The sequence below is a fragment of the Burkholderia anthina genome (assembly GCF_001547525.1).
GTDB lineage: Bacteria > Pseudomonadota > Gammaproteobacteria > Burkholderiales > Burkholderiaceae > Burkholderia > Burkholderia semiarida.
The window spans coordinates 305,049-329,879 of the sequence record NZ_LNJP01000004.1; the positions used below are offsets into that span (position 1 = coordinate 305,049).

The 24,831-nt window shown below is 68.3% G+C and carries 21 protein-coding genes; 12 read left to right on the forward strand and 9 right to left on the reverse strand.

All coding sequences use genetic code 11. The features are described from left to right. Nucleotides 1–204 precede the first annotated feature (204 nt). Complete coding sequence (locus WS64_RS30590) at nt 205–876, reverse strand: lysoplasmalogenase (RefSeq protein ID WP_060968773.1); 672 nt, start codon at nt 874–876, stop codon at nt 205–207. A gap of 357 nt (nt 877–1,233) precedes the next feature. On the opposite strand from WS64_RS30590, the gene speB reads away from it, so the two are divergent. Next, nucleotides 1,234–2,202, forward strand: a complete 969-nt coding sequence (speB, locus tag WS64_RS30595; protein ID WP_060968774.1) for an agmatinase — start codon at nt 1,234–1,236, stop codon at nt 2,200–2,202. 86 nt (nt 2,203–2,288) lie between these two features. On the opposite strand, the gene WS64_RS30600 is transcribed toward speB, so the two are convergent. From WS64_RS30600 to WS64_RS30615, 4 genes are all read right to left on the reverse strand, one after another. Continuing rightward, on the reverse strand, nt 2,289–3,269 hold the full coding sequence (locus tag WS64_RS30600) for a sulfonate ABC transporter substrate-binding protein (protein ID WP_060968775.1): 981 nt from the start codon (nt 3,267–3,269) through the stop codon (nt 2,289–2,291). Between the two features lie 123 nt (nt 3,270–3,392). After that, nucleotides 3,393–4,241, reverse strand: a complete 849-nt coding sequence (locus WS64_RS30605; protein ID WP_059584919.1) for a MerR family transcriptional regulator — start codon at nt 4,239–4,241, stop codon at nt 3,393–3,395. Between the two features lie 9 nt (nt 4,242–4,250). Then, entirely contained in the window at nt 4,251–4,811 is a 561-nt protein-coding gene (locus WS64_RS30610) for a GNAT family N-acetyltransferase (RefSeq protein WP_059584920.1), read from the reverse strand. 80 nt (nt 4,812–4,891) lie between these two features. After that, nucleotides 4,892–5,764: a LysR family transcriptional regulator gene (locus WS64_RS30615; RefSeq protein ID WP_060968956.1), complete on the reverse strand. Its 873-nt coding sequence runs from the start codon at nt 5,762–5,764 to the stop codon at nt 4,892–4,894. Nucleotides 5,765–5,896: 132 nt separating this feature from the next. Here WS64_RS30615 and WS64_RS30620 point away from each other — a divergent pair, with 132 nt between their 5' ends. Both WS64_RS30620 and WS64_RS30625 read left to right on the forward strand, forming a co-directional pair. Further along, nucleotides 5,897–6,895 (forward strand): quinone oxidoreductase family protein, encoded by a 999-nt coding sequence (locus WS64_RS30620; RefSeq protein WP_060968776.1) that lies wholly within the window; start codon nt 5,897–5,899, stop codon nt 6,893–6,895. 146 nt (nt 6,896–7,041) lie between these two features. After that, nucleotides 7,042–8,601: a methyl-accepting chemotaxis protein gene (locus tag WS64_RS30625; protein ID WP_060968777.1), complete on the forward strand. Its 1,560-nt coding sequence runs from the start codon at nt 7,042–7,044 to the stop codon at nt 8,599–8,601. A gap of 51 nt (nt 8,602–8,652) precedes the next feature. Here the strand turns inward: WS64_RS30625 and WS64_RS30630 are convergent, their stop codons facing one another. Together WS64_RS30630 and WS64_RS30635 are read right to left on the reverse strand one after the other, a co-directional pair. Further along, on the reverse strand, nt 8,653–10,326 hold the full coding sequence (locus WS64_RS30630) for an ATP-binding domain-containing protein (RefSeq protein ID WP_060968778.1): 1,674 nt from the start codon (nt 10,324–10,326) through the stop codon (nt 8,653–8,655). A 123-nt stretch (nt 10,327–10,449) separates the two neighbouring features. Then, entirely contained in the window at nt 10,450–11,304 is an 855-nt protein-coding gene (locus WS64_RS30635; RefSeq protein WP_059639645.1) for a helix-turn-helix domain-containing protein, read from the reverse strand. 476 nt (nt 11,305–11,780) lie between these two features. Between WS64_RS30635 and WS64_RS30640 the strand changes: the two genes are divergently transcribed. Both WS64_RS30640 and WS64_RS30645 read left to right on the forward strand, forming a co-directional pair. Continuing rightward, a complete protein-coding gene (locus WS64_RS30640; protein WP_059584925.1) occupies nt 11,781–11,990 on the forward strand; it encodes a hypothetical protein in 210 nt (69 codons plus the stop codon). Nucleotides 11,991–12,122: 132 nt separating this feature from the next. After that, entirely contained in the window at nt 12,123–12,398 is a 276-nt protein-coding gene (locus tag WS64_RS30645) for a hypothetical protein (protein ID WP_060968779.1), read from the forward strand. Between the two features lie 64 nt (nt 12,399–12,462). On the opposite strand, the gene WS64_RS30650 is transcribed toward WS64_RS30645, so the two are convergent. After that, a complete protein-coding gene (locus tag WS64_RS30650; RefSeq protein WP_059584926.1) occupies nt 12,463–13,110 on the reverse strand; it encodes a hypothetical protein in 648 nt (215 codons plus the stop codon). Between the two features lie 212 nt (nt 13,111–13,322). On the opposite strand from WS64_RS30650, the gene WS64_RS30655 reads away from it, so the two are divergent. Both WS64_RS30655 and WS64_RS30660 read left to right on the forward strand, forming a co-directional pair. Further along, on the forward strand, nt 13,323–14,657 hold the full coding sequence (locus tag WS64_RS30655) for an NAD(P)/FAD-dependent oxidoreductase (protein ID WP_060968780.1): 1,335 nt from the start codon (nt 13,323–13,325) through the stop codon (nt 14,655–14,657). 60 nt (nt 14,658–14,717) lie between these two features. Continuing rightward, nucleotides 14,718–15,812, forward strand: a complete 1,095-nt coding sequence (locus WS64_RS30660; protein WP_059639641.1) for a potassium channel family protein — start codon at nt 14,718–14,720, stop codon at nt 15,810–15,812. Nucleotides 15,813–15,972: 160 nt separating this feature from the next. Here WS64_RS30660 and WS64_RS30665 read toward each other — a convergent pair whose 3' ends face one another. Next, nucleotides 15,973–16,881, reverse strand: coding sequence for a LysR family transcriptional regulator (locus WS64_RS30665; protein WP_059584929.1), 909 nt, complete (start codon nt 16,879–16,881; stop codon nt 15,973–15,975). A 143-nt stretch (nt 16,882–17,024) separates the two neighbouring features. Between WS64_RS30665 and WS64_RS30670 the strand changes: the two genes are divergently transcribed. From WS64_RS30670 to WS64_RS30690, 5 genes are all read left to right on the forward strand, one after another. Next, the gene (locus WS64_RS30670) at nt 17,025–17,897 is read left to right on the forward strand and encodes an NAD(P)-dependent oxidoreductase (protein WP_059639640.1); all 873 of its coding nucleotides are present in this window, start codon (nt 17,025–17,027) and stop codon (nt 17,895–17,897) included. 54 nt (nt 17,898–17,951) lie between these two features. Further along, entirely contained in the window at nt 17,952–19,469 is a 1,518-nt protein-coding gene (locus WS64_RS30675) for an aldehyde dehydrogenase family protein (protein ID WP_060968781.1), read from the forward strand. 48 nt (nt 19,470–19,517) lie between these two features. Continuing rightward, nucleotides 19,518–20,852 carry a DUF3100 domain-containing protein gene (locus tag WS64_RS30680; RefSeq protein WP_060968782.1) on the forward strand — a complete coding sequence of 445 codons (1,335 nt, stop codon included), beginning with the start codon at nt 19,518–19,520 and terminating at the stop codon, nt 20,850–20,852. Between the two features lie 85 nt (nt 20,853–20,937). After that, on the forward strand, nt 20,938–22,128 hold the full coding sequence (locus tag WS64_RS30685) for a M20 aminoacylase family protein (protein ID WP_060968783.1): 1,191 nt from the start codon (nt 20,938–20,940) through the stop codon (nt 22,126–22,128). Nucleotides 22,129–22,506: 378 nt separating this feature from the next. Then, nucleotides 22,507–24,804 (forward strand): LamG-like jellyroll fold domain-containing protein, encoded by a 2,298-nt coding sequence (locus WS64_RS30690; RefSeq protein ID WP_060968784.1) that lies wholly within the window; start codon nt 22,507–22,509, stop codon nt 24,802–24,804. The last annotated feature ends 27 nt before the right edge of the window (nt 24,805–24,831 follow it).

A 24,831-nucleotide genomic window follows, 5' to 3' on the forward strand; every position in this document is an offset into this window, starting at 1 on the left:
TTGATGTAACGATAGTGGGTGAACCCGGAAACCGCAAGAGGCTAGAGGCGGCGCTCTAAGGGCCGGAAGCCAGACGGGAAAAGGCTGAGCGGGGTTTGGAACGGTCCGGCTTCCGCAATGCGGGATGAGCGGAAAAGGCCGTCGGCAGGGCAAGACAGGGGAACACCGGGGCCGCCCACGCGCGGCGGCCCGTTTGAAACGGTATCAGGGGCTGATCGACCGGCCGGCGATCTCATGGAAAACCCCGGCCACGATCGTGACCTGCGCGAGCGCATAGAGGCCCCAGATCAGATAGTCGATGCCCGGAAAAACGCCGAGGAAGCGGCCGACGCCGATCAGCGTGTCGGAGCCGACGAAGATCAGGCTGCCGATGGCGACCAGCGGGTCGCGCGTGCGGGCGGCGAGCGCGAAGCTCGCCATCACGCACAGCACGAGCATGTAGACGGCGACCGGCGCCAGCAGCTCGCCGAGGTGCGGGAAGAACGCCGCATAGAACCCCGGCGCGGCGATCCACAGTCCGACGAGCGCAACGATGCGCCAGCCGTGCGGCCGCGCGCGCCATCGAAAGAAGATCGCGCAATAACACGCGTGCGTGAGCAGGAATGCGCCGAGGCCGAGGACGAACGACAGCGGCCAGTCGGGCAGCGCGAGCAGCACGTCGCCGAGCACGGCGGCCGCGAGCGCCGCGCACAGCCATGCGCGTTCGCGCGGCGCGCCGCAGGTGCTGCCCGCCGCGAGCAGCAGGAGGCCCATCGCGGCTTTCGCGGCGGCCTGGCCCGGATAGGGAGCGGCGGCGAGCGACAGCCCGTACAGCAGCGCTGCGGCGATGGCGAGCGGGCAGAGCCGGCGGTAGGTGGCGGGAAGCGTGGCGATCAAGGCGGTGTCTCCGTTTGTTGTCGTCTGCGGTGGACGACGCGCCGTCGGGGGCGCGGCTGCCGGCCATTATCCGGAAGAACGGGCACGCCAAAACCGGCGAATCCTTCTAGTAAACGACGGCGGCGGCCCGCGCTGCGGCACCGGATTTTTCCGCGCGTTGCCCCGGCGGAACCGGGGCAACGGCTGCGATTCGGCTTGCTATGATCGCTGCGGTATTGCCGTTGTCGCTGTCGATGTCCCGCGTCGCCTCGCGACTGAATGCGCGAGCCGATGCATGCCCGATGAATCCCCGCCGTGCCCGGCCTGCGCGCTCGTTCGAAGCGGGGCGGCGCGGCCGCCACGAAAACAGGTCCGACCATGACCGAACTTCTCCACGGCGACGGCGCGATCCGTCGCACGACGCCGTACGGTTCCTCGATCGAAAACACCTATGCGGGCGTGCTGTCGTTCATGCGCCGCAATTACTCGCGCGCGCTCGACGGCGTCGACGTCGCGATCTCCGGCGTGCCGCTCGATCTCGCGACGACCTATCGCTCCGGCGCGCGGCTCGGGCCGGCCGCGATCCGCGCGGCGAGCGTGCAGCTCGCGGAGCTCCATCCGTATCCGTGGGGCTTCGATCCGTTCGACGATCTCGCGGCCGTCGACTACGGCGACTGCTGGTTCGACGCGCACAACCCGCTGTCGATCAAGCCGGCGATCGTCGAGCATGCGCGCACGATCCTGCGCTCGGGCGCGAAGATGCTGACGCTCGGCGGCGACCACTACATCACGTATCCGCTGCTGGTCGCGCACGCGGAGCGCTACGGCAAGCCGCTGTCGCTGATCCATTTCGACGCGCACTGCGATACGTGGGCCGACGACCACCCGGACAGCCTCAATCACGGGACGATGTTCTACAAGGCCGTGAAGGAAGGGCTGATCGATCCCGCGACGTCGGTGCAGGTCGGCATCCGCACGTGGAACGACGACTTTCTCGGGATCGAGCGGCTCGATGCCGCGTGGGTGCATGACCAGGGTGCGCGGGCGGCGGTCGAGCGCATCGTCGAGATCGTCGGTACGCGGCCTGCATACCTGACGTTCGATATCGATTGCCTCGATCCGGCGTTCGCGCCGGGAACGGGGACGCCGGTCGCGGGCGGGTTGTCGTCCGCGCAGGCGCTGGCGATCGTGCGCGCGCTCGGGGCGGTGAATCTGGTCGGGGCGGACGTCGTGGAGGTGGCGCCGGCGTACGATCACGCGGACATCACGGCGATCGCGGCCGCGCATGTGGCGTGCGATCTGCTGTGTCTGTGGCGGCAGAAGAAGGTGGCGGCGGCGTTGCGTTGAGCGCGTGGCGCGTGGCGCGCGGCACGCGACAGCGGCCGGCGGGGCATCGCGCCCGGCCTGCCTGCCGATGGAGGGGGCCGCGCGCGTTATTTCGCCGCCAGCGCACCCGCCACGCTTTTGTCGACCCAGGCGTTTTCGGCCACGCTCAGTTTCTGCGGAATCAGCTTCGCCGCGTGGAACGCATCGGCCACACCTTGCTGCGCGGCGACGATGCGTTCGTCGATCGGCACCGCACCGAACGGCACGCGCTTGATCCACGTCTCGACGAGCGCCTGCGGCAACCCGACCTTCGGCGCAAGCAGCGCGGCCGTGTCGGCCGGATGCGCGTTGACCCACTGGCCCGTTTCCCGCGCCTGTTTCAGGATCGCGCCGACCACGTCGGGATGCTGTTGCGCGAAACTCCGCGTCGCCTCGTAGAAATTGTTGGTCGCGGCGAGCCCCGTGTAGTCGGACAGCGTGCGCACCTTCAGCGCGCTTTGCGCGGCCGCGTAGTACGGATCCCACACGGCCCACGCGTCGACGTTGCCGCTTTCGAACGCGGCGCGCGCATCGGCCGGCGGGAGATACACCGGCTGGATTTCGTCATAGCGCACGCCGGCTTTCTTCAGCGCCTCGAGCAGCAGGTAGTTCGCGCTCGAGCCTTTCTGCAATGCGACCTTCTTGCCGCGCAGGCCGGCCACCGTCCGGATCGGCGAATCGGCCTTCACGAACACCGCTTCGTTGTGCGGCGCCGGCGGTTCCGCGCCGACATAGACGAACTGCACGCCGGCCGCCTGCGCGAACACGGGCGGCGGCGCGCCCGTGTAGCCGAAGTCGATACTGTTCGCGTTCAGCGCCTCGAGCAGTTGCGGGCCGGCCGGGAATTCGAACCATTGAACGCCATAGCCGAGCGGCTTGAGCCGCGCTTCGAGCGCGCCCTGCGCCTTGACGACCGACAGCAGGCCGGCCTTTTGATAACCGATGCGCACGATCTTGTCGGCGCCGCCTTGCGCGAACGCCGACGCGGCGGACAGGGCAACGAGCGAGACGGCGGCGGCGCGGGCGATCCAGCGGGTGAAACGAATCATCGAACGAACTCCATGCGAGGCATCTTCGGGGAGCGGCTGGCGCCGCTCGGTTGGAAGAATCGTCGCATGGGAGATCGCACCCGCAAACGAAGCATTGCCGATATGGATATGACGGCGTCGGGCCTATGCTTTGTCGCCGCCGCCCGCCGGATCGGGCGTGTCCGTCGTGCCGGACTGCCGCGCTGCTTCGTCGCTGAGCTTCTTGTCGAGGATCGTCGCGACCCGCCCGCCGAGATATGCGCCGGCCGCGGTTTCGAGCGCGCGGTTCGTCTCGCCTTCGACGAACACGGCCGCGAGCGGGCGCAGGCGCCAGATCGCGTCGACCAGTTGGGGCACGTCGGTGGCCGGCGGCAGCGTGCCGGCGTCGTAGCGGTCGAGCCGCTTCACGACGAGGTCGACGAGCAGCCGCGCGATCGCGTCGAAATGCGGCCGCGCGAGGCTGATCACGTCGAGCAGCTCGCGCGGCGGAATCCCTTCCTTCGTCATCGCGGCCGCCGCCTCGAGCAGCGCGGGGCTCTTCGCGACGAACGACAGGCCGCGCCGTTCGAGCAGCCCGAGCTCGGTCACGCGCGACAGTTGCGTGGTCGCCTGCGGGCCGAACATCTGCGCGAGTTGCGCGAGCGAGTAGGTTTTCGGCAACTCGTGCGACCAGCGGCCGCCGATCGCGTTCTCGAGGCCGAGGATCGAGCGCAGGTCGTGGCCTTCGTCGATCGCCTTGATCAGGTCCTGGATGTTCGACAGCGTGTAGCCGCGCGCGAGCAGATGGTTGATCAGCTTCAGACGCGCGACGTGCGTGTCGTCGTAGATGCCGACGCGCCCGCGTTTCTCCGGCGGCGCGAGCAGCCCGCGATCCTGGTAGGCGCGGACGTTGCGCACGGTGGTGTCGGACACGCGCGCGAGCTCGTCGACCGTGTACTCGTTGCGGGAATCCGGCGCGGCCTCGTCGGGCGTGGAATGAGTCTGTTTTGACATGCGGCCATTCTAGCGCGCCGCGGCAGGCTCGGGCGAGGCGGGGCGCGTGTTCGCGCCGTCGCCGAGCGGGCGCTGCAGCAACGCCGTGTCGATCCAGCGGCCGTGCTTGAAGCCGACCGCTTTCAACAGGCCGGCCGGCTCGAAACCGAACGCGCGATGCAGCGACGTCGAGCCGCCGGTGCCGCCGTCGGCGATCACCGCGATCATCTGCCGCCACGGGCCGCCTTCGCAGCGCGCGATCAGCGCCGCGAGCAACGCGCGGCCGATTCCGCGCCCGCGTTGCGCATCGTCGATGTAGATCGAATCCTCGATCGTGAAGCGGTACGCGCTGCGCGTGCGGTACGGCGTCGCGTACGCGTAGCCGGCCACGCGGCCGTCGCATTCGGCGACGAGGTACGGCAGCCCGTGGTTCAGCACCGCATCGCGGCGTGCGCGCAGTTCGGCGACGTCGGGCGGCGTTTCCTCGAACGACGCGACGCTGTGGCGAACGTGGTGCGCATAGATCGCATGGATGGCATCGAGGTCGGCGTCGGTCGCGTCACGCACGACGCAGGCGGAGGCGGTGGACATGGCGGCAGGGCGAGTGAAGTGAAAGCGCTACTATGCCGGCCGCCGACGCGCGTGGCAAAGCCGTTTGCGGTTTCGGCGGCTTACAGCCGGCCGTCCGCCGCATGCACCGCGTCGGCGATCGCGTCGGCGACGCGCTGCACGCGCGGCGATCGGCGCACGTCCGGATGAACCACGAGCCAGATCTCGCGCTCGATGTCGCAACGCGGGGCGGCCGTCAGCTCGACGAGCGGCGCGCCGGCGTGCGCCGTTGGATCGTCGACGAGAAAGCGCGGCAGCAGCGCGACGCCGGCCCCGGCTGCGCACGCGCGATGTTGCGCGGCCAGATCGTTGGCGATGAACGCGAAGCGGCGCCCGGCCGCGAAGCGTTCGAGCCACTGCTGCTGCGGCGTTTGCGCGAGCGCGTCGTCGTAGCCGACGAACGGCCAGGTGTCGGGCGGCGCATCCGCCCATTCCGGTGCCGCGCACAGCGCGAAGCGCATCGTGCCGAGCCGGCGCGCGGCGAGCCCCGGCTCGCTCGGCCGCGACAGCCGCACCGCGAGATCGGCTTCGCGCGCATACAGGTTCGCCGCATGCATCTCGCCCATCAGGTCGATCCGCAGCGCCGGCCACGCGCGCTGCGCACGGGCCAGGCGCGGCGCGAGGAAATGGCTCGCGAACACCGGCGACGCCGATACGCGAACGACGCCGTCGAGCGCGCCCGCGCCCTGCGCGGCGCGCGCGAACGCATGCGCGTCGGCTTCGAGGCGTGCGGCGTGCTCGGCGAGGTGCAGCCCTTCGTCGGTCGGCGGCCATCCGCGCGGCAGCCGATCGAACAGCCGGATCCCGAGCGCCGATTCCAGCGCGTCGATGCGCCGCGCGACCGTCGAATGCTGGACCTGAAGCGCGCGGGCGGCGGCCGACAGGCTGCCGCCGCGCATCACCGCCAGAAAGTAGCGGATGTCGTCCCAGCTCATGGGCAGCACGGGCGAGACGGCAGGATCGCGGTCGGTCGAATTTTGCACAGTAGGTGGGCGTTCAACGTGAATTCCGTCGAATTATGCACGATGGGATGATCGTGTCACTTCCACTCGATAGCGAGGAACGTCATGTCCCAAACCACCCAAGCCATCCGGATCGGGATCGACCGTTACGGCGACGCCGGCGTGCTGCGGCGCGTCGACGCGCCTGTCGCGCCGCCCGGCGCCGGCGAAGTGCGGATTCGCCAGACCGCCATCGGCGTGAATTTCGTCGACATCTATTTCAGAACGGGCGCGCATGCATTGCCTGCGCTGCCGGCGGCGCTCGGCGTCGAGGCGGCCGGCGTGATCGACGCGGTCGGGCCGGGCGTGCCGGATCTCGTGCCCGGTCGGCGCGTCGCCTATGCCGGCATGCCGACCGGCAGCTATGCGAGCCTGCGCACGATGCCGGCCGAGCGCGTACTGCCGATTCCCGACGGCCTGAGCGACGAAGCCGCTGCCGCCGGGCTGCTGAAGGGGATCACCGTGTACATGCTGCTGCATCGCGTGCGGCAGGTCGGCGCCGGCGATACGGTGCTCGTGCATGCAGCGGCCGGCGGCGTCGGGCTGCTGGCGACGCAATGGGCGCGTGCGCTCGGCGCGCGGGTGATCGGCACCGTCGGCTCGGCCGCGAAGGCCGCGCTCGTGCGCACGCACGGCGCCGAAGCGGTGGTCGATTATCGCGAGGAGGATTTCGTCGCGGCGGCGCGTGCGTTCGGCGGCGGTGCGGGCGTCGACTACGCGATCGACGGCATCGGCGGCGACGTGCTGACCCGCACGCTCGGGGCGATTCGTCCGTTCGGGATGGTCGCGAGCATCGGGCAGGTGGCCGCGATCGGCGCGCGACAGACGTTCGATCTCGACGAGTTGGGCCCGGCGCGTTCGATCGCGCTCGCGCGGCCGAGCGTGCTCGGTTTCATCGCGCGCGACCCCGGCGCGTATCGCGACGCCGCGCGCGCGACGCTCGACCGGCTGGCGGGCGGGATGCACGTCGAGATCGGCGCGCGGCTGCCCTTGGAGCAAGCGGCCGATGCGCACCGGTTGCTGGAGTCGCGCGCGACCACGGGCGGCGTCGTGCTGCTGGCGTGACGGCGGGCGGGGGCGGCTTGCCTGCCCGAAAAATTGACGACGATCAGCCGCGAAGCAGGGACGGACTCAAGTTTTGTGCAGGCAAACCGTAATACAGAGGGCCGCGGACCGATTGCCGCGGCATTTTTCATCGCTCACGTGCCGTCATGAACCTGAACGCCCTGTTTTCCCGTTTCTCGATCCGTACGCGGATTTTTTCCACGCTCGGCCTCGTCGCCGCGCTGCTCGTCGTGTCGGGGCTGATCGGCCTCGCGGGCATGCAGAGTTCCAATCGCGCCCTCGACGAGGCCTATACGCGGCAACTGGCGGCGAAGACCGCGCTGTCCGCGGCGAGCCTGAACCTGACGATCGTGCGCACGACGCTCGACCGTGCGCTGCTGCATCCGGACGCGGCGGAGGTTCCCGATCTCGTGAAGAAGGCCGAGGGCTACCTCGCGAAGGCCGACACGGCATGGCGCAACTACGCGGCGATGCCGCACGACGGCGACGAGGGCCCGCTCGCGAGCCGCCTCGATGCCGCGCGCCAGGCGCTGATCGGGCAGGCGCTGAAGCCGATGATCGATGCGATCCGCGAAGGGCGGCGCGACGAAGCCGACCGGTTGCTGATGACGGTCGCGCCGCCGCTGTCGGTCGCGCTCACGCAGGCGACCGACGCGCTCGATACGTACCAGGCGGCACGCGGCAAGGACGTGTACGACACCGCGCAGACCTATTACGGCTGGATGCGCATCGGCGCGATCGCGGGCATCGCATTCGGGCTGGCCGCATGCCTCGGCTGCGCGATCGGCCTGCATTTCGCGATCACGCAACCGGTGAATCGCCTGCTGTCGCATTTCCGCCGGCTGTCGGACGGCGATCTCACGTCGGAACTGCGCTGGTCGTCGCGCGACGAGATGGCCGAACTGGTCAAGGGCGTGACGGGCATGCAGCGCAGCCTCGCGGACACGGTGCGCCAGGTCAGCCAGGGTTCCGAGGCGATTTCGACGGCGACGCACCAGATCGCGGCCGGCAACACCGACCTGTCGCAGCGCACCGAGGAACAGGCGTCGGCGCTGCAGCAGACGGCCGCGAGCATGGAGCAACTGACGGCGACCGTGAAGCAGAATGCCGACCACGCGCTCGAGGCGCAGGCCTGCGCGGACAGTGCGAGCGAGATCGCGACGCGCGGCGCGACGGTCGTCGGCGAGGTGATCGGCACGATGAACGAGATCGACCAGAGCTCGCAGAAGGTCGCCGACATCATCGGCACGATCGAGGGAATTGCGTTCCAGACCAACATCCTCGCGCTGAATGCGGCGGTCGAAGCCGCGCGGGCGGGCGAGCAGGGCCGCGGCTTCGCGGTGGTCGCGGGCGAGGTGCGTACGCTGGCGCAGCGCTCGGCGTCCGCGGCGAAGGAAATCCGTACGCTGATCGGCGAATCGGTCGAGCGTGTCGCGACGGGCTCGCGGCTCGTCAGTACGGCCGGCGCGACGATGCAGGACATCCAGCAGGCGATCGGCCGCGTGACGGGCATCATGACGGAGATCGCGGCCGCCTCGAGCGAGCAGCGCGACGGGATCGAGCAGGTGAACCGCGCGGTGTCGCAGATGGATCAGGTGTCGCAGCAGAACGCGGCGCTCGTCGAGCAGGCGGCGGCCGCGGCCGCGTCGCTCGAGGAACAGGCGGATGGGTTGCGGCGTGCGGTGGGGGCGTTCCGGGTGGCTTGAATCGAAATGACGGCGGCGCGGTAACGGACAGGCGTTCGCCCGCCCGCCGCGTCAACCCGTCGCGTCCGCCAGTTGCGCGGCCGCGCGCGACGACGCGACGATCAGCAGCTTCATCGTCGCGCGCGTCGCGCCGACGAACAGCTTGCGCGCGGCACGCGCGTCGAGCGCGTCGAAGTCGACTTCCGTGAGGATCACGCACGGCGCCGACTGACCCTTGAAGCGGTAGATCGAATCGAGCAGCACGTCGCCTTCGCGATACTCGGGATTGCCGAACAAGTCGTACTTGCCGGTGAAGCGCTTGATCCGGTGCGGGCCGAGCTGGTCGAGCGGCGCAAGCACCGAGCCTTCGCGGCCGCGGTACGACAGCACCGCGATGTCCTGCTTGCGGAAGCCGAGCGACAACGCATGCGTGATCGCGCGCTTGGTCGCATCGATGCAGGCTTGCGCCAATGCGTCGTCCGACGCGCCGTCTTCGCCGTAGGCCGACACCGACGGTTCGGAGCCGTCGAACGGGCTGCCCGAGCGCAGTTCGGCCGCGAGCGGCTCGACGCGGCCGACGACGTCGCGCACGAATTCGAGCAGGTCGCGCGGGCTGCGGTAATTCGTGAGCGCCTTCAGCGTGACCCAGCCGGGCAGCGCGACGGGTTCGCGCATGTACAGGTTCTGCAGCGGATCTTCCAGCCACCACCATGCGCCGTCCGGCGCCAGCAGCCGCTCGAGCGCGGCCGCCCACGGTGCGTGGAAATCCTGCCCTTCGTCGACGACCAGCACGTCGAAGCGCCAGCGCTCGGGGATCGGCGCTTGCGCGAAACGCGCCTCGAGCCGTTCGAATTCGCCGGGCGCCTGGAAGTCGGGCGTATAGCCGCCATCGCGCGCGACCCAGTCGCACAGCTGATGGTAGTTCGCGATCTTCGCGCCGGGCGGCGCGATGCGCGCGATGTAGTCGGCGAGCGGCCGGTTGAAGCACACATACAGCACGCGCTTGCCGGCCGCGACGGCGTCGCGCATCACCTGGACCGCGAGCTGGGTCTTGCCCGAGCCGGCCGTGCCGGTCACGCGCAGCCGGAACGGCGCGAAGTCGAGCTGGCGCGCCCATGCGGCGAGCCCGCCCGACAGCCGGGTGACGAGCGTGCCGGCCTGCCCGACGAGCGCGCTCGTGTCGGGCGTGAGCGCGAGCTCGTCCGCGAGGAAATGGTGGAGCTTCGGCGCGTTCGGAAAGTGTTCGTCGTCCTCGGGCAGGATCTGCAGGATCACTTGCGCGAGCTGCGTCTTGCGCGACGCATCGACGATGCGCTCGGGCGCGACGCCGGCGATCGACGCGTCGCGGATCGAGTAGTCGGGGCAGTACAGCAGCGCCTCGACGCCGTAGACGCCCGCGCCGAGCGCGGCCGTCAGGCGCCGGTGCAGCGTCTCCTGCGTGCGCGCGAGCTGGATCGGGACGTTGCGCTCCTTTTGCAGGTAGACCTTCACGAGCCCTTTCGGGGTCTCGCGCAGGAAGCCGGCCTTCTGCTCGATCAGCAGCACGCGGCCGGCCGGGCTCACGACGACGAACGCGGCTTCGCCGAATACCGAAAACGCCTGATCGGCGCGCGTCCAGTGGACGCCGTGATACACGGTGTAGCTGTCGGGCAGCGCGTGTTCGAGCGCGGCGAGCGTTTCGCGCTCGCGTTCGGCCGCGCCGGTCGCGGCGAGGCTTTTCCAGTCGTCGGGGATGAGGCGGGCCATGGCGTCGGGCGGCGGATGCCGGCGTGGGCGTGAACGGGTGCGGCTATTGTACTGAGGAACCGGTTCATGCCCGCGGCGCCGCGTGGGCGTTGGCCGTTCGACGGGCGGCCGGCCCGGCGAACGTCAGCCGCGCGCGAGCCGCTTCGCGAGATCGGCGCTGAGGATCGCCATGCGCGCGGGCTTTTCGTAGCACACCACATCGAACGCGCGGATCACTTCGCTGATGTCGGCTTCGCTCGCGCGGCCGGTGAGCAGGGCGCCCGTCAGCACGAAAATCGGCGCGCCCGGGTTGTCGGACGTACGCACGGCCTTGATCGCGGTGGCGGCCGTGCCGTCGTCGAACAGCCATTCGGTCAGGACTGCGTCGAAAGCCTGACCCTGCAGCGCGTCGACGAATGCCGCGAGACCGTCGAACGCGGCCGTCGCGAAACCCTGCCGTTCGAGATAGCGGCACAGCTCGGTTGCGCTGACGCGATCGGGGTCGATTACCGCGACGACGAGCTTGTCGCTTTCCGCGCGGCGCGGATAGATCTCGATCTTGTGCACGTCGTATGCGTTCTGGTACAGCACGCCGGTATGGCGCAGCACGCGCCAGCGGCCGTTCTGTTCGTACGCGACGAACTCGGGGCGCGCGCCGGCTTCGAGCGGCGCGCCGATCCAGGCGGTGCATGGAATCTCGGCGACGCCCGCATACAGGACGGCTTCCTGGCTATAGGCGCCGACCATGCCCGGGTCGAGCGTTTGCGCGCCGAACAGCTGGGCGGCGGGTTCGCCGTACGCTTCGGCGACTTTCTTGATCTGCGCGAGCGTCCAGGGGCTGCTGCCGCGCAGTTTGCGGTGGCCTTGGGAGAAACTCAGATCGAGGATGCGGCACAGCTCGGTGGTCTGCTGGCGCTTGCCGATGCCGTTGCGGGTCATCAGCTCGCGCACGCGCTCGGCAACCGCGAGGGAATCCGTGGTGATTGCTTCAGTGGTCATGCTACGGGAACGGATCGTGACGTTCAGAACGACGCCTTGCGGCAGTCTCGGCGGACAGTCTTCATGACGTCCAATGGCGAGCCGACCGGCCACGCACGGAAAAGATAACTTTACCGCAAAATGGTCGTCATTCAGTGTGGTGAAAGGTGCGTTTGTGTGAAAGGTGTGTCATGAAGTTACGCCGGGCCTGCGTCGGCGCGTGCGCGCGACGGTGCGTTCGGCACCTTTGGGCTGCATTCCCATGGGCCGGCGTGTGATTCCCCACGCGGCGGCAGGTAATCGCAACGCGACGCACCAACGCAGGGCGCGATCACGCCCGGGCCGAGATGTTCGGAGGATATCGCGCGGCGAACGGCCGAAGCACCTGCAGGACGAACAATCGATGGTTTCTTCTAGTGAAACCAGCGCGGATACATTTTTTGGCACCCGTCACGCTGCGTGCTACGATTTCGCCGTCTCAAAAAAGTGTTGAACCGATGCAGAAGAAATTCTTGATGCGCGGCTACGAAATGAACTGCGAGCCGCGCGTGACGGAGGCCGGCAAATACGCCGCGCAGGTCGAGGTCACGAAGGTGGGTTTCAGCCGTGAAGCCGCGTTCCGCAAGCTGGGTGAATTCGACACCGAAGCCGAGGCCGTCGCGTACGCGAAACGATTCTCCGAAGAATGGCTGAGCCGCTATGCGTAGTGCAGCGCGTGCGGCGCCCCGAACGGCCGGAATTCCTGCCTGAATATTGCGAATGCCCCCGGAAATTTGTAGATTGACGACTCCCGTCGTGAGGTATCGATCGTCCGAAGGCAACGCGATTGGAGACTGCGAATGTCCACTTTGTGCATGCAGACCGTCGTTCACGGCAAAACTGTCCAGGTCGTGCTGTCGCCCGAGCAGCGTACAGCCAGGATCGATATCGTCGACGACGAAGCCGGCCGCTACCCGCCCCGTACGATGCGCATCGAGCAGTACGTCAACGCCGGCATGACCGACGACGAAATCGCGCGGCACGTGCTCGAAGTCGTCACGATGTCGATCGAGCAGCTTGCGAGGCTGCAGCCGTTCGACCGCGCGATCGGTGCCCGGGCGCGCTATTCGCACTGATCGCGCTTGCTGGGCGGCGGAGCATGTCGCCGTCGAGCCGATCCGTATTGACGGTGCGTTCGCGCTACGGCGGCATGTACATGAACGGCTCGCCGTCCTCCCGCTCGACCGCCAGGAGCCGCTGGAGCTGATCCAGCGCGAACAACCGGTTTCCCTCTGCCGCCGCCTCGGCGATCGCGGCGTCGACCAGCTTGCGCGCCCGCGCGAGGATCACGGTTCGCTGACGGGCGATCTCGAGCACCATCCGTTGCTCGACGTTCTGCCGATTCGATTTCCTGTCGCTCAGGTGACGCCAGCGATCGCGAAGCTCGGCCCAGGTGATGCGCTGAAATTCCGGAATCGCGCGCGGCAGCGTGCCTGCGTCGGCCGGCTCGGGCTGCCCGCGCAATGCGCAGCGCAGTGCCGCGCGAGCCCGCCACTCGTCCGAAAATGGCGCATACACGTCGCGCGTGCGCCCGATCGGATTGGCGCGCTCGATCTCCTTGTCGAGCAGGTAGCCGAGCCGCCGAAGCGCGGACCCATGCGCGAGCATGTCCGGATCGAGCACGCGGATGCGGCGCGATGCGTCCGCGACGTGGGCTTTCAACTCCCACAGCGTCAGGCGGAGGTGCTGCACTTCGAGTATCAGACGCTGGACGTCCGCGTAGGTGCACTGCGTCCACCATTCGGTGAGGTCGTTCAGCTTGGGCGGATCGAATGGGGGGAGGATCATTTTGCTGCGACGATACTGTATGGATATCCAGTATCGTCGCGTGGCGATACGGAGGCGTCAAGCCGAAAAAACGGGGACGGCCGGAAAGACGCGAGCGAGCTGTCGTCTATGGATGCGGAAGGCGCCCGGGATCGTTGCGCGACGCTCGCTTCATCGGATGGCGTTGCCGCGATAAGCTTTGCCGGCCATGCACCGATTCCCGACAGAAAACAATGACCACCACCTATCCGCTGCACGACGCATTGACTCACGCCGAAACGGCGTTTCCGACCGAAGCCGACGTCGTGATCGCCGGCGCCGGCATCATGGGCTGCGCGGCCGCTTACTACCTCGGCCTGCGCGGCCTGAAAGCCGTCGTGCTCGACAAGTCGCGCATCGCCGGCCAGCAATCGACGCGCGCGTGGGGCTTCGTGCGGCAGCAGGGGCGCGAATCCGCCGAAGTGCCGCTGATGATGGCCGGCATGCGGATCTGGGAAGGCCTGGAGCAGGCGCTCGGTTTCGATCTCGAATGGCGGCAGGGCGGCTGCCTCTACATGGCGGACAACGAAGACGACTGGGCGTCGTTCCAGGCGTGGCTCACCGTGGCGCGCGAACACGGGCTCGACACGCGCACGCTGACGCGCGCCCAGATCGACGAACGCGTGAGCGGGCTGTCGACGCACGCGCGTACTCTCGGCGGCTTGTATACGGCGACCGACGGGCAGGCCGAGCCGCGTCGCGTGGCCCCCGCATTCGCGGCGCGCGCGACCGAGGCGGGCGCGCGTTTCTTCGAAGGCTGCGGCGTGACGGCGATCGAGACGGCGGGCGGCGCGGTCGTCGGCGTCGCGACCGAGCGCGGCACGATCCGCACGCGGCGCGTGATCTGCGCGGCCGGCGCGACCAGTTTCCGGCTGCTCGCCGGCGTCGGCATCCGGCTGCCGCAGCAGGCCGTGCGCGGCACCTGCATGCGCACCAACGTGGTTCCGCCGGTGTCCGCGGCGACGATGTGGGGCCATGGTCTCGGCATCCGGCAGCGCACGAACGGCGCGATCAATCTCGCCGACGACATGCAGGTCGACGTCGATCTGACGCTCGGCCATCTGCGCGGGTTGAGCCTCTTCTGGCCGCAATTCTGGTCGCAGCGCGACAAATTCCGGCTGCACCTGAATGCGTCCGCATGGCGCGACGTGCTCGCGCGCATCGGCGGCGCGACGGGGCCGATCGAGCCGCGCGATCCGCAGCCGCAGCCGAATCGCGCGCATGCGCCGCGCGCGCTCGCGAAGCTCAAGGCGATCTTTCCCGCGCTGAAGGATGCGCAGATCGTCGAGGCGTGGGCCGGCCTGATCGACGTGCTGCCCGACGGCATTCCGGTGATCGATGCACCGGGTACGCCGTCGGGGCTCGCGATCGCGACGGGGTTCTGCGGGCACGGTTTCGCGATGGGGCCGATCGTCGGCCGGCTGCTCGCCGAATGGATCGACACGGGCGCGCCGTCGCTCGACCTGTCGGCGTTTCGCGCGCGGCGTTTCGTCGACGGGACGATGGTGCGGCCGCGCAGCATGCTGTGACGGCTGCGCGCGTGCGTTCCCGTCGTAGAATCGAGCCCGCATCCTTCAGGAGATTCCCCGTTGGCCACGCCATCCGATCAGCGCCGCTCGTTGCGCATGCGCCTGCGTCGCGCCCGCAACCCGTGGCAGGCGCCGCGTGCGCGCACGCTGTTCACGCGCCCCGCGACGTCGCCGCGGCGCACGCTGCTGTTCCGTCTCGGCGCGGTCGTGCTGTTGTGCACGCTTGCGTTCCTCGTGCTGTATCTCGATCGCGACGGCCTGCGCGATTCGACCAAGAGCACGCCGATGACGGTGGCCGATCTCGTGTATTTCACGATGGTCACGGTCGCGACGGTCGGCTACGGCGATATCGTGCCCGTCACGGCGCGCGCGCGCCTGCTCGATGCGTTCTTCATCGTGCCGATCCGTATCGGCATCTGGTTCATTTTCCTGGGCACGGCGTATCAGTTCGTGATCCAGCGCGTCATCGAGGAATTCCGCATGAAACGCCTGCAGAAGCAACTGTCCGATCACATCGTCGTGTGCGGTTATGGCCTGTCGGGATCGATCGCGGTGCGCGAGTTGCTGGAAAGCGGCGTCGATCCGGCGACGATCATCGTGATCGATTCGCAGCAGCAGGCCCTCGAGGCGGCGACGTCGCTCGGCGTGACCGGATTGCTCGGCGATCCGGCGCACGAGGATCTGCTGCAGCAGGCGCAGGTGCGCGCGGCGAAGGCTGTGATCATTTCGGTGACCGACGATCCGACCGCGATCCTGCTGACGCTGTCGGTGCGCAGCATCGCGCCCGATACGAAGATCGTCGTGCGGATCCAGGAGAACCTGTACCAGCGGCAATTGCGGCAGGCCGGCGCGGACGTGATCGTGTCGTCGACGAAGATCGGCGCGCTGTTGCTCGCGGATGCGGTCCACAGCCGCTACATCGTGCCGTTCGTGAACGACATGCTGTCGACGCGCGGGCGCGCGACGCTGCTGGAGCGCGAGGCGTTGCCGCATGAGATCGGCTGCCTGACGAATGTCGTGCCGGGCGCGATCGTGGTCGGGCTCGATCGCTGCGGGAAGATTTATTCGTTTTACGAGGATCCGCCGTGCAGGATCGAGGCGGGCGATACGCTGGTGGTGATTCAGTCGGCGCGGATTCAGGATCCGGATGTTTGACGGCGTTTGACTTTGGTTATGTGCCCATGACCATGAAGCTTTTCTCGAATTCGGCTGCAGCTGTGATCTGCCGGAACACCTTGCAGCGGAATCAGCGGTCTTGGGCAAACCGTCTCCAAGCCCGGCCTCGCGTCGCCGGACGGCGTACGAGCCGCCGCCGCTAACGGAACGCCCGCATCTGCCCCGTCATCATCTGCAGCATCTTGTTGGCGGCGACCGAGAGCTTGCGGCCCACGCGCGTGACCATGTGCGCTTCGGCGTTCTCGAGGATCGGATGCGCGATCTCGATCGCGAACAACTCCTTGGCCTGCAGTTCGGCCGTCACCGCGAAGGCCGGCATCACCGAGATACCGAGCCCGGATTTCACGAACTCCTTCAGGATCGCAAAGGAATTCGTGGTGACGACCGGCGTGAGCCGCACGCGCTCGGCGTATTCGACGGCCTCCATCATCTGCCGCGTACCGTAGGACGGGTGAGTGGCCGCCAGCGGGTAGGTGGCGAGCTGCTGCACCGTCAGCACCTTGTGGGTGCGGCGCGGGAAATCGGGGCCGACGATCGCCATCATCGGCTGCCGCTTCGACGCGCGCGACACCACCTTGGGCTCGGCCGGCGGGTTGTACACCAGGCCGATCTCGCCCTCGTCGTTCGAGATCTTGCGGATCACGTCGTTGGTGCTGCCTACGTCGAGGTTGACGCGGATCCCCGGGAACTGCCGGCAGAACTGCTGCATCGGCCCGGCCAGCAGATCCGAGACGAAGCCCTCGCCGAGCACCAGGCTGACCTCGCCTGTCTTGAGCCCGCGCAGCTCTTGCAGGCGCGAGATCAGGTCGTCGCGGTGCGCGAGCTGCTCGCGGAAATACTCGATCACGCAGCGTCCCGCTTCGGTGGGCGTCACGCCGCGCGCGTGGCGCTCCACCAGGGTGGCGTCGAGCTCCTTCTCCAGCAACCCGATCTGGCGGCTCACCGCCGAGGGCGCCACGTCGAGCCAGTCGGCCGCGGCACGGATCGTGCCGCAGCGCACGGCCTCGTAGAAATAGACGATGCGGCTGTCGGTAAGGGTCTCGCTCATGATCCTGGCGTTCTAAAAAAGAGAACAATCTCAATATTGGCGTTGATTGATTATACGGATCGCCGGGCCGAACATCGTGGTCATGCAAGGCGGGCGCAAGCTGGCGCGCCGGCCTCGAACCAACAGCTATCGGGGGTCGTCGGATGAAAACGGTGGGGGTGATCGGTCTGGGCAACATGGGGCGCGGCATGGCGGGCTCGCTGCGGCGCGGCGGCTACACGGTGCTCGGCTACGACGCGGCGCCTGGCGTGGCGCTCGCGCTGGCCGAACAGGCGGTACTGTCGGCGCGCGATTCGGTGGCCGGGATCGCACGCGACGCCGACGTGCTGCTGCTGTCGCTGCCGACCTCGGCGGTGGTCGAGGCGGTGGTGCTGGGCGCGGGCGGCGTGCTCGAGAGCGCGAGACCGGGCACGATCGTGATCGACACCACCACGGCCGATCCGGACAGCACGCGGCGCGTGGCGGCGGCGCTGGCCGAGCGCGGCATCGGCTTCGTCGACGGCCCGGTGAGCGGCGGCCCGAAGGGCGCGGCCACCGCCACCATGACGATGGTGCTGGGCGGCTCGGACAGCGATATCGCGGCCATCGAGCCGATCCTCGCGACGATCAGCGCCAAGCGCGTGCACGTGGGCCCGGTGGGCGCCGGCCACGTCACCAAGCTGCTCAACAACCTGCTGACCGGCGTGCACCTGCTGGCCGCCAGCGAGGCGGTGCGCACCGCGCGCGCGGCCGGCGTCGATCCGGAAAAGCTGGTCGAGGCGCTCAACGGCGGCTCCGGCCGCAACAGCGCGACGCTGACCAACTACCCGACCTGGATCTTCAACGGCAAATTCGATTCCGGTTTCACGATGAAGCTGATGCGCAAGGACGTGCGGCTCGCGCTGGGCCTGCTCGACCAGTTCGACAGCGTCGCGCCGGTGGCGCGCGAGGCGGCGCGCGTGTGGGCCGCCAGCGAGGCATCCGTCGCCGACGGCGAAGACTTCAACCGCATCGTCGACTTCCTCGACCCGGCCTGAGGCCGGGCCGCCCGCGCCACGATCCCGCTCGACTCACCTGTACGGAAACCCGACATGACCCAGCACGCAGACCAGTTGCTCGCCGCCTTCGCGCATTTCTTCCCCGGTGCCGCCACGATCGGCTCGTATATCGACGGCGAACTCGTCGCCGGCCACGGCGACACGATCCAGCTTTACGATGCGGCGACGGGCGACGAAACGCTCGCCTATCGCGACGCCGGCGCAGCCGTGATCGACCATGCCGCAGAAAGCGCGCGCCGCGCGCAGCGCGAATGGTGGGCGCTCACGCATGCCGCGCGCGGCCGCGTGATGCAGGAGGTGGCGCGCGCGATCCGTGCCGAGGCCGAGGCGATCGCGCGGCTGGAGGCGTTGGGTTCGGGCAAGCCGATTCGCGACTGCCGCGGCGAGGTGGGCAAGGTCGCCGAAATGTTCGAGTACTACGCGGGCTGGACCGACAAGTTCTACGGCAGCGTGATTCCGGTGCCGACCTCGCACCTCAACTACACGCGCCGCGAGCCGGCCGGCGTGGTGCTGCAGATCACGCCCTGGAACGCGCCGGTATTCACCTGCGGCTGGCAGGTGGCGCCCGCGGTGGCGATGGGCAACGGCGTGCTGCTCAAGCCCTCGGAGCTGACGCCCTTCACGTCGCTGGCGGTCGCCCGGCTCGGCGAGCGGGCCGGGCTGCCGCGCGGCCTCGTCAACGTGCTGGCCGGCTTCGGTCACACCGCCGGGCAGGCCGCGATCGCGCATCGCGTGGTCGGCAAGGTGGTGTTCGTCGGCTCGCCGGCCACCGGCGCGCGCATTGCCGAGGCCGCCGCGCGGCGCGTGCTGCCCTGCGTGCTGGAACTGGGCGGCAAGTCGGCCAATATCGTGTTCGCCGACGCCGACCTCAAGCGCGCCGCGCTGACCGCCCAGGCGGCGATCTTCGCCGGCGCGGGCCAGAGCTGCGTGGCCGGCTCGCGCCTGCTGGTGCAGCGCGCCGTCTACGACGAATTCGTCGCGATGGTGGCGGCCGGCGCGAAGAAGATCCGTGTCGGCGCGCCGCTCGACGAGGCGACCGAAGTGGGCCCGATCAACAATCGCAAGCAGTACGACCACGTGATGTCGATGATCGAGCGCGGTGTGGCCGCTGGCGCCACGCTCGCCAGCGGCTCGGCCGAGCGCGTCGCGGAGGGCCGCGGCGGCTACTTCGTGGCGCCCACCGTGCTGGCCGGCGCGTCGAACGCGATGGAGGTGGCGCGCACCGAGATCTTCGGGCCGGTGGTGGCCGCCATCCCGTTCGACACCGAGGACGAGGCGATCGCGATCGCCAACGACACCGACTTCGGCCTGGCCGGCGCGGCCTGGACCACCGACGTGGCGCGCGCGCATCGCGTGGCCGCGCAGGTGAATGCGGGCACCTTCTGGGTCAACGGCTACAAGACCATCAATGTGGCGTCGCCGTTCGGCGGCTACGGCATGAGCGGCTACGGCCGCTCGAGCGGGGTCGAGGCGCTATACGAATACACGCAGACCAAAAGCGTGTGGGTCGAGACGGCCGAAGCGCCGCCCACCGCGTTCGGTTATCTGTAACCACCGGCCCGCATTCGACGGCAGCCGGGCTTCAAGGGGAGACTCGTCATGGAACACGCACTGGGTATCGAGCGCCGCGAGCTGGGCGGCGCGGCCACCGCCAAGGTCCTGCTTTACGCGGCCGGCATCCTGCTGGTCGCCGAATGGATCGGCTCGTTCACGTTCAAGCTCGGCCCAGGCAAGGTCGTGCTGCTGCCGATGATCTGGGCGCTGCTGCTCGGCGCCGCGGTGGGGCTCGCCAGCGCGCGCTGGAACGGCAGCGCGCGCCTGAGCGTGCCCGACCAGTTCTTCGCGGCGGCGATCCTGCAGCCGGCGCTGCTGCTGTTCGTCTCCAAGCTCGGGCTGATGGTGGGCAGCGCGCTGCCCAAGCTGGCGTCGGCGGGCTGGGCGCTGGCCTTCCAGGAATTCGGCCACTTCGTCGGCACCATCCTGCTCGGCCTGCCGCTCGCGTTGCTGCTCGGCATCAAGCGCGAGGCGATTGGCGCGACGTTCTCGGTGGGCCGCGAGCCGAGCCTGGCGATCATCGGCGAGAAATACGGCATGGATTCGGCCGAGGGCCGCGGCGTGCTGGCCGAGTACCTGACGGGCACCGTGTTCGGTGCGGTGTTCATCGCCGTGTTCGCGGGTTTCGTGACCAGCCTCGGCATCTTCGATCCGCTCGCGCTGGCGATGGGCTCGGGTGTCGGCTCGGGCAGCATGATGGCGGCCGCCTCGGGCGCGATCGCCGCGCAGCAGGACCCGGAGACGGCGAAATCGGTGCTCGCGTTCGCCGCGGCCAGCAACCTGATCACCACCACCATCGGCACGTACTTCACGCTGTTCATCTCGCTGCCGCTGGCGGTCTGGGGCTATCGCGTGCTGGAGCCGCTGATCGGCCGCACCACCAAGGCCTCGGCGCAGCCCGAGGCGGCCAGCCCGTCGCTGGGCGAGGTGCGGACCGAGGCGCCCGCGCTCGGCTACGGCGGCAAGCTGCTCGCCTGGATCGTGACGGCCGCGATGGCGCTGGTGTGCGACTGGATCGCCCACGGCACCACACCGCTGGCGGGACTGCCGGGAATCGCGATCATGGTGGGCGCGACGATCGTCGGCGATGCGCAGGCGCGCGTGACGGGGCGGCGGATTCCGGCGGTCTGCTGGGTGTCGGTGGTGGCGATGTTCCTGACCTCGCCGTGGTCCCCGTGGGCATCGCAGATCGCCGCGCTCAGCTCGCACAACGATTTCCTCGGGGTGACCACGCCGATGCTGGTGTTCGCGGGGCTGTCGATCGCCAAGGACATCCCGGCCTTCCGCCGGCTCGGCTGGCGCATCGTGCTGGTGTCCTTCGTGGCCAATGCCGGCACCTTCATCGGCGCGACCCTGGTGGCGCAACTGTTCCATATCTGATCTGATGCCTCGCGGCACGGCGGCGGGCGGCATGGGCCGGCCCGCCGCCGCGCCGCGACGACCTGACAAAAGCGCTCCCATCCGCATGAAACTGATCGATTCCATCGTCGCGCACGCCGACGAACTGACGGCGCTACGCCGCGATATCCATGCTCATCCCGAGGTGGGCTACGACGTGTTCCGCACCGCCGAACTCGTTGCCGGGCGGCTCGAGCAATGGGGCTATGCCGTCACGCGCGGCGTCGGCCGCACCGGCGTGGTCGGCACCTTGAAGCGCGGCGACAGTGCGCGTGCGATCGGCCTGCGCGCCGACATGGATGCGCTGCCCGTGCAGGAGGCCAACACCTTCGCGCATCGGTCGACGGTGCCCGGCGCGATGCATGCCTGCGGCCACGACGGGCACACCACCATGCTGCTGGGGGCCGCGCGCCATCTGGCGCGGCATGGCGAGTTCGACGGCACCGTGCAGCTGTTCTTCCAGCCGGCCGAGGAAGCGGGCGGCGGCGCGCGCGCGATGATCGAGGACGGCCTGTTCGAGCGTTTCCCCGTGGATGCCGTGTTCGGGCTGCACAACTGGCCCGGCATCGCGGCCGGCGATTTCGCGGTGCGGCCGGGGCCGCTGATGGCGTCGACCAGCCTGTTCCGGATCGACTTGCGCGGTGCCGGCTGCCATGCGGCCATGCCGCACCTGGGCCGCGATCCGGTGTTCGCGGCGGGGCAGGTGCTGAGCGCCCTGCAGGGAATCGTCACGCGCAACCGCAATCCGATCGACGGTGCGGTGCTGTCGGTCACGCAGGTGCATGCAGGCGAGGCGATGAACGTGGTGCCGACCGATGCCTGGCTCGGCGGCACGGTGCGCACCTTCTCCGATGCGACGCTCGACCTGATCGAGACGCGCATGCGCGCCGTGGTGGCCGCGACGGCCGCTGCCTTCGATTGCGAGAGCGAGGTGGATTTCCAGCGCCAGTATCCGGCCACCGTGAACGACGCCGAGCAGACGGCGGTGGCGGTGGCGGTAATGCGCGAGCTGGTGGGCGACGCGCATGTGAACGCAGCCGTCGATCCGACCATGGCGGCGGAGGATTTCTCGTTCATGCTGCGCGCGAAGCCGGGTTGTTATGCATTCCTTGGGAATGGGGCGGGCGATCATCGCGTGCATGGGCACAGCGGCGGGCCGTGCCTGCTGCATAACGCCAGTTACGACTTCAACGATGCGTTGCTGCCGGTGGGGGCGAGTTATTTCGTGAAGTTGGTGGAGCGGGTTCTGGGGCGGTAGGGCGGTGATGCAGGCACGGCAGCGGAGGCGGAGGCGACACCGCTCTTCGCGACACCGCGGTTGCTGACGATTTTATTTCGTCCAACGAAAAGACACGATTCCGGGAGAGTTTACCGATTCCGCGTCGGTGTCGACCGATGAAGTGACATTTTTACTCCGCAAACGGTGGCAACCTTTGCTTGGTTCTGCCCAACCACTTCGCGCATCCCTCGATCCCTGCATCACCGATGTGACACGTTCGTGTCATTGATGAATTTGTTTTTTTTCGCTTGATTGGATCCCGGTCGCACTGGATAGAATGCTACCCGTTCCGATAAATACGGAATGGTTAGTACATTTTGTCGCTTCGACCATAGCAAAAAAACAGAGGATCCAGACATGCGAGACAAGGGAGCAGCGACGCTGCTGTCCGAGGAAATCGTTCCACTCGGCGGCATCGAGAATATTGCACGACGCCATTTCGTGATGGGGCTCGGTGCAACGCTTGTGGCCGGATGCGGCGGCGACGGAGGTAGCGCGGTTACAGACAGCGATCGTATATCGGCAACCAGCAGCGGCCAGGCGTCCGGAGTTGCTCCGGCTTCGGACGGTAGCGGCGCAGGGGCGAAGTCGGCAGGCACCGCCCAAACCCGCACCTTCACGCATCCTGGCTTGCTGCATACCGACGCTGATTTCGAACGCATGCGCGCTAAAGTCGCCGCGCAGGCTTCCCCGTGGATCGATAGCTGGAACGTGCTCGTCGCCAACGGTCACACGCGCCTGACGAACAAGCCGAACCCGCAGGTCGGCATCTATCGCGGCAATGATCCGACGCATGGTCAGAACTACGGCGCCCTCTACAACGACATCGCCGCCGCCTATGGCGACGCGCTGCGCTGGAAGGTGTCGAACGACACACGCTATGCCGACAAGGCCGTGGAGTATCTGGACCAATGGGCGTCGACGCTGACGACGCTTGGCGGCAGCGACGTGGCGCTCGCCGCCGGCATCTACGGCTACGAGTTCGCCAACGCAGCCGAAATCATGCGCGGTTACAGCGGCTGGAGTCCAGCCGGACTCGCCGCGTTTCAGGCCATGATGCGCACTGTCTTCTACCCGGTCAGCCATGCTTTCCTGACCCGTATCGACACCGCGATGGACACGCACTACTGGGCCAACTGGGGCCTGGCCAACATCGCGTGTGTCCTGGCCATCGGCGTGCTGTGCGACGATGCCGAACTCGTCGACGAGGCCGTCACCCATTTCAAGACCGGTGGCAGTAATGGCTGTATCCGGCAAGCCGTGTACTACCTGCACCCCGGCAACCTCGGGCAATGGCAGGAAGCCGGCCGGGACCAGGGCCACAGCACGCTCGGCATTGCATTGACGGGCGCCATTTGCGAGATGGCGTGGAATCAGGGCATCGACCTGTACGGCTATGACAACAATCGCTTTCTGGCGGGTGCGGAATACGTGGCCAAGGCCAACCTGAAGCAGGCGGACGGCGCGTTCTACACGGTGCCTTTCGTCACGTACCAGAACAGCGCCGGCGTCATCCAGACGCAGTTCTCCACCGGCGGGCAAGGCGGCGCCCTCGGGCGGCCCTGCTGGGCGCTGGTGGCCAACCATTACATCAACCGCAAAGGTCTGGCGGCGCCTTACACCAGGCGCGCCGCCGAGCTGGTGGCGCCGGAAGGCGGCGGCGGCAACTACGGCCCCAACAGTGGCGGCTTCGACCAGCTCGGCTACGGCACGCTCACCTGCACGCTCGATCCCGGCGCCCCGGCCCCAACGCCGACCGGCCTGACCGGCTATGCCAGCGCGGGCAAGGTGGTGCTGTCGTGGTGGGGCAGCAGCAACGCCGTCAGCTACACCGTCAAGCGCGCCACCATGGCCGGCGGGCCGTACAAAACCATCCAGAGCGGCATCACTGATCTGCTCACCTATACGGATATGCCCGCCGGCGCCGGCACGTATTTTTATGTCGTGACGGCGCAAACGATTGCGGGCGAATCGGCGCTCTCCAACGAAGTGAAAGTGATCACGGCGCAGCAACTGCTCGCGCACCTCGCATTCGATGAAGGCGGCGGCGTCACGGCCGCCGACAGCTCGGGCAACGGGCGCAATGGCACGCTGAACGGCGCAACGTGGGCCGTGGGGCGCAGCGGCAACGCGGTCTCGCTCAACGGCTCGGGCGCGTATGTGGCGTTGCCCGACGGTCTGCTGGCCGATGTGTCGGACTTCACCATCGCGAGCTGGGTGTTCTGGAACGGTTCGCAAACGTGGGCACGCCTGTTCGACTTCGGCACCGGCTTTCACCGCTACATGATGTTCACGCCGCGCGGGCAGTCGCGCACCGGCTGGGCCGGCATGCGCTTCGCCATGACGGCCAACGGCCCCGGCGACGGCCCTCCGGAACAGATCATCGACGCCCCCACCGCGCTGCCGAGCAAGCGATGGGTGCACGTGGCCGTCACGCTATCGGGTTCGACCGGCACGATGTATGTGGACGGCACGCCCGTCAGCACCAACACGGCGATGTTCCAGGCGCCGTTCCGTCTTGGCCGCACCACGCAGAACTGGCTGGGCAAATCGCAATACGGTGCCGACGCCACGTTCAACGGTTTGATCGACGATTTCCGCCTCTATCGCGGCGCGCTCAGCGCTGCGCAGATTGCATCGCTCATGGCGAATTGATCGTGCAGGGCCCGATGGCGGGCCCTG

What these genes read in the sequence shown, in the direction of transcription:
- WS64_RS30655 (WP_060968780.1), top strand. Translation starts at nt 13,323, where the DNA reads ATGACCACCACCTATCCGCTGCACGACGCATTGACTCACGCCGAAACG.
- WS64_RS30600 (WP_060968775.1), bottom strand. Translation starts at nt 3,269, where the DNA reads ATGATTCGTTTCACCCGCTGGATCGCCCGCGCCGCCGCCGTCTCGCTC.
- WS64_RS30665 (WP_059584929.1), bottom strand. Translation starts at nt 16,881, where the DNA reads ATGAGCGAGACCCTTACCGACAGCCGCATCGTCTATTTCTACGAGGCC.
- WS64_RS30640 (WP_059584925.1), top strand. Translation starts at nt 11,781, where the DNA reads ATGCAGAAGAAATTCTTGATGCGCGGCTACGAAATGAACTGCGAGCCG.
- speB (WP_060968774.1), top strand. Translation starts at nt 1,234, where the DNA reads ATGACCGAACTTCTCCACGGCGACGGCGCGATCCGTCGCACGACGCCG.
- WS64_RS30685 (WP_060968783.1), top strand. Translation starts at nt 20,938, where the DNA reads ATGAAACTGATCGATTCCATCGTCGCGCACGCCGACGAACTGACGGCG.
- WS64_RS30690 (WP_060968784.1), top strand. Translation starts at nt 22,507, where the DNA reads ATGCGAGACAAGGGAGCAGCGACGCTGCTGTCCGAGGAAATCGTTCCA.
- WS64_RS30630 (WP_060968778.1), bottom strand. Translation starts at nt 10,326, where the DNA reads ATGGCCCGCCTCATCCCCGACGACTGGAAAAGCCTCGCCGCGACCGGC.
- WS64_RS30650 (WP_059584926.1), bottom strand. Translation starts at nt 13,110, where the DNA reads ATGATCCTCCCCCCATTCGATCCGCCCAAGCTGAACGACCTCACCGAA.
- WS64_RS30610 (WP_059584920.1), bottom strand. Translation starts at nt 4,811, where the DNA reads ATGTCCACCGCCTCCGCCTGCGTCGTGCGTGACGCGACCGACGCCGAC.
- WS64_RS30605 (WP_059584919.1), bottom strand. Translation starts at nt 4,241, where the DNA reads ATGTCAAAACAGACTCATTCCACGCCCGACGAGGCCGCGCCGGATTCC.
- WS64_RS30625 (WP_060968777.1), top strand. Translation starts at nt 7,042, where the DNA reads ATGAACCTGAACGCCCTGTTTTCCCGTTTCTCGATCCGTACGCGGATT.
- WS64_RS30645 (WP_060968779.1), top strand. Translation starts at nt 12,123, where the DNA reads ATGTCCACTTTGTGCATGCAGACCGTCGTTCACGGCAAAACTGTCCAG.
- WS64_RS30620 (WP_060968776.1), top strand. Translation starts at nt 5,897, where the DNA reads ATGTCCCAAACCACCCAAGCCATCCGGATCGGGATCGACCGTTACGGC.
- WS64_RS30635 (WP_059639645.1), bottom strand. Translation starts at nt 11,304, where the DNA reads ATGACCACTGAAGCAATCACCACGGATTCCCTCGCGGTTGCCGAGCGC.
- WS64_RS30615 (WP_060968956.1), bottom strand. Translation starts at nt 5,764, where the DNA reads ATGAGCTGGGACGACATCCGCTACTTTCTGGCGGTGATGCGCGGCGGC.
- WS64_RS30670 (WP_059639640.1), top strand. Translation starts at nt 17,025, where the DNA reads ATGAAAACGGTGGGGGTGATCGGTCTGGGCAACATGGGGCGCGGCATG.
- WS64_RS30680 (WP_060968782.1), top strand. Translation starts at nt 19,518, where the DNA reads ATGGAACACGCACTGGGTATCGAGCGCCGCGAGCTGGGCGGCGCGGCC.
- WS64_RS30675 (WP_060968781.1), top strand. Translation starts at nt 17,952, where the DNA reads ATGACCCAGCACGCAGACCAGTTGCTCGCCGCCTTCGCGCATTTCTTC.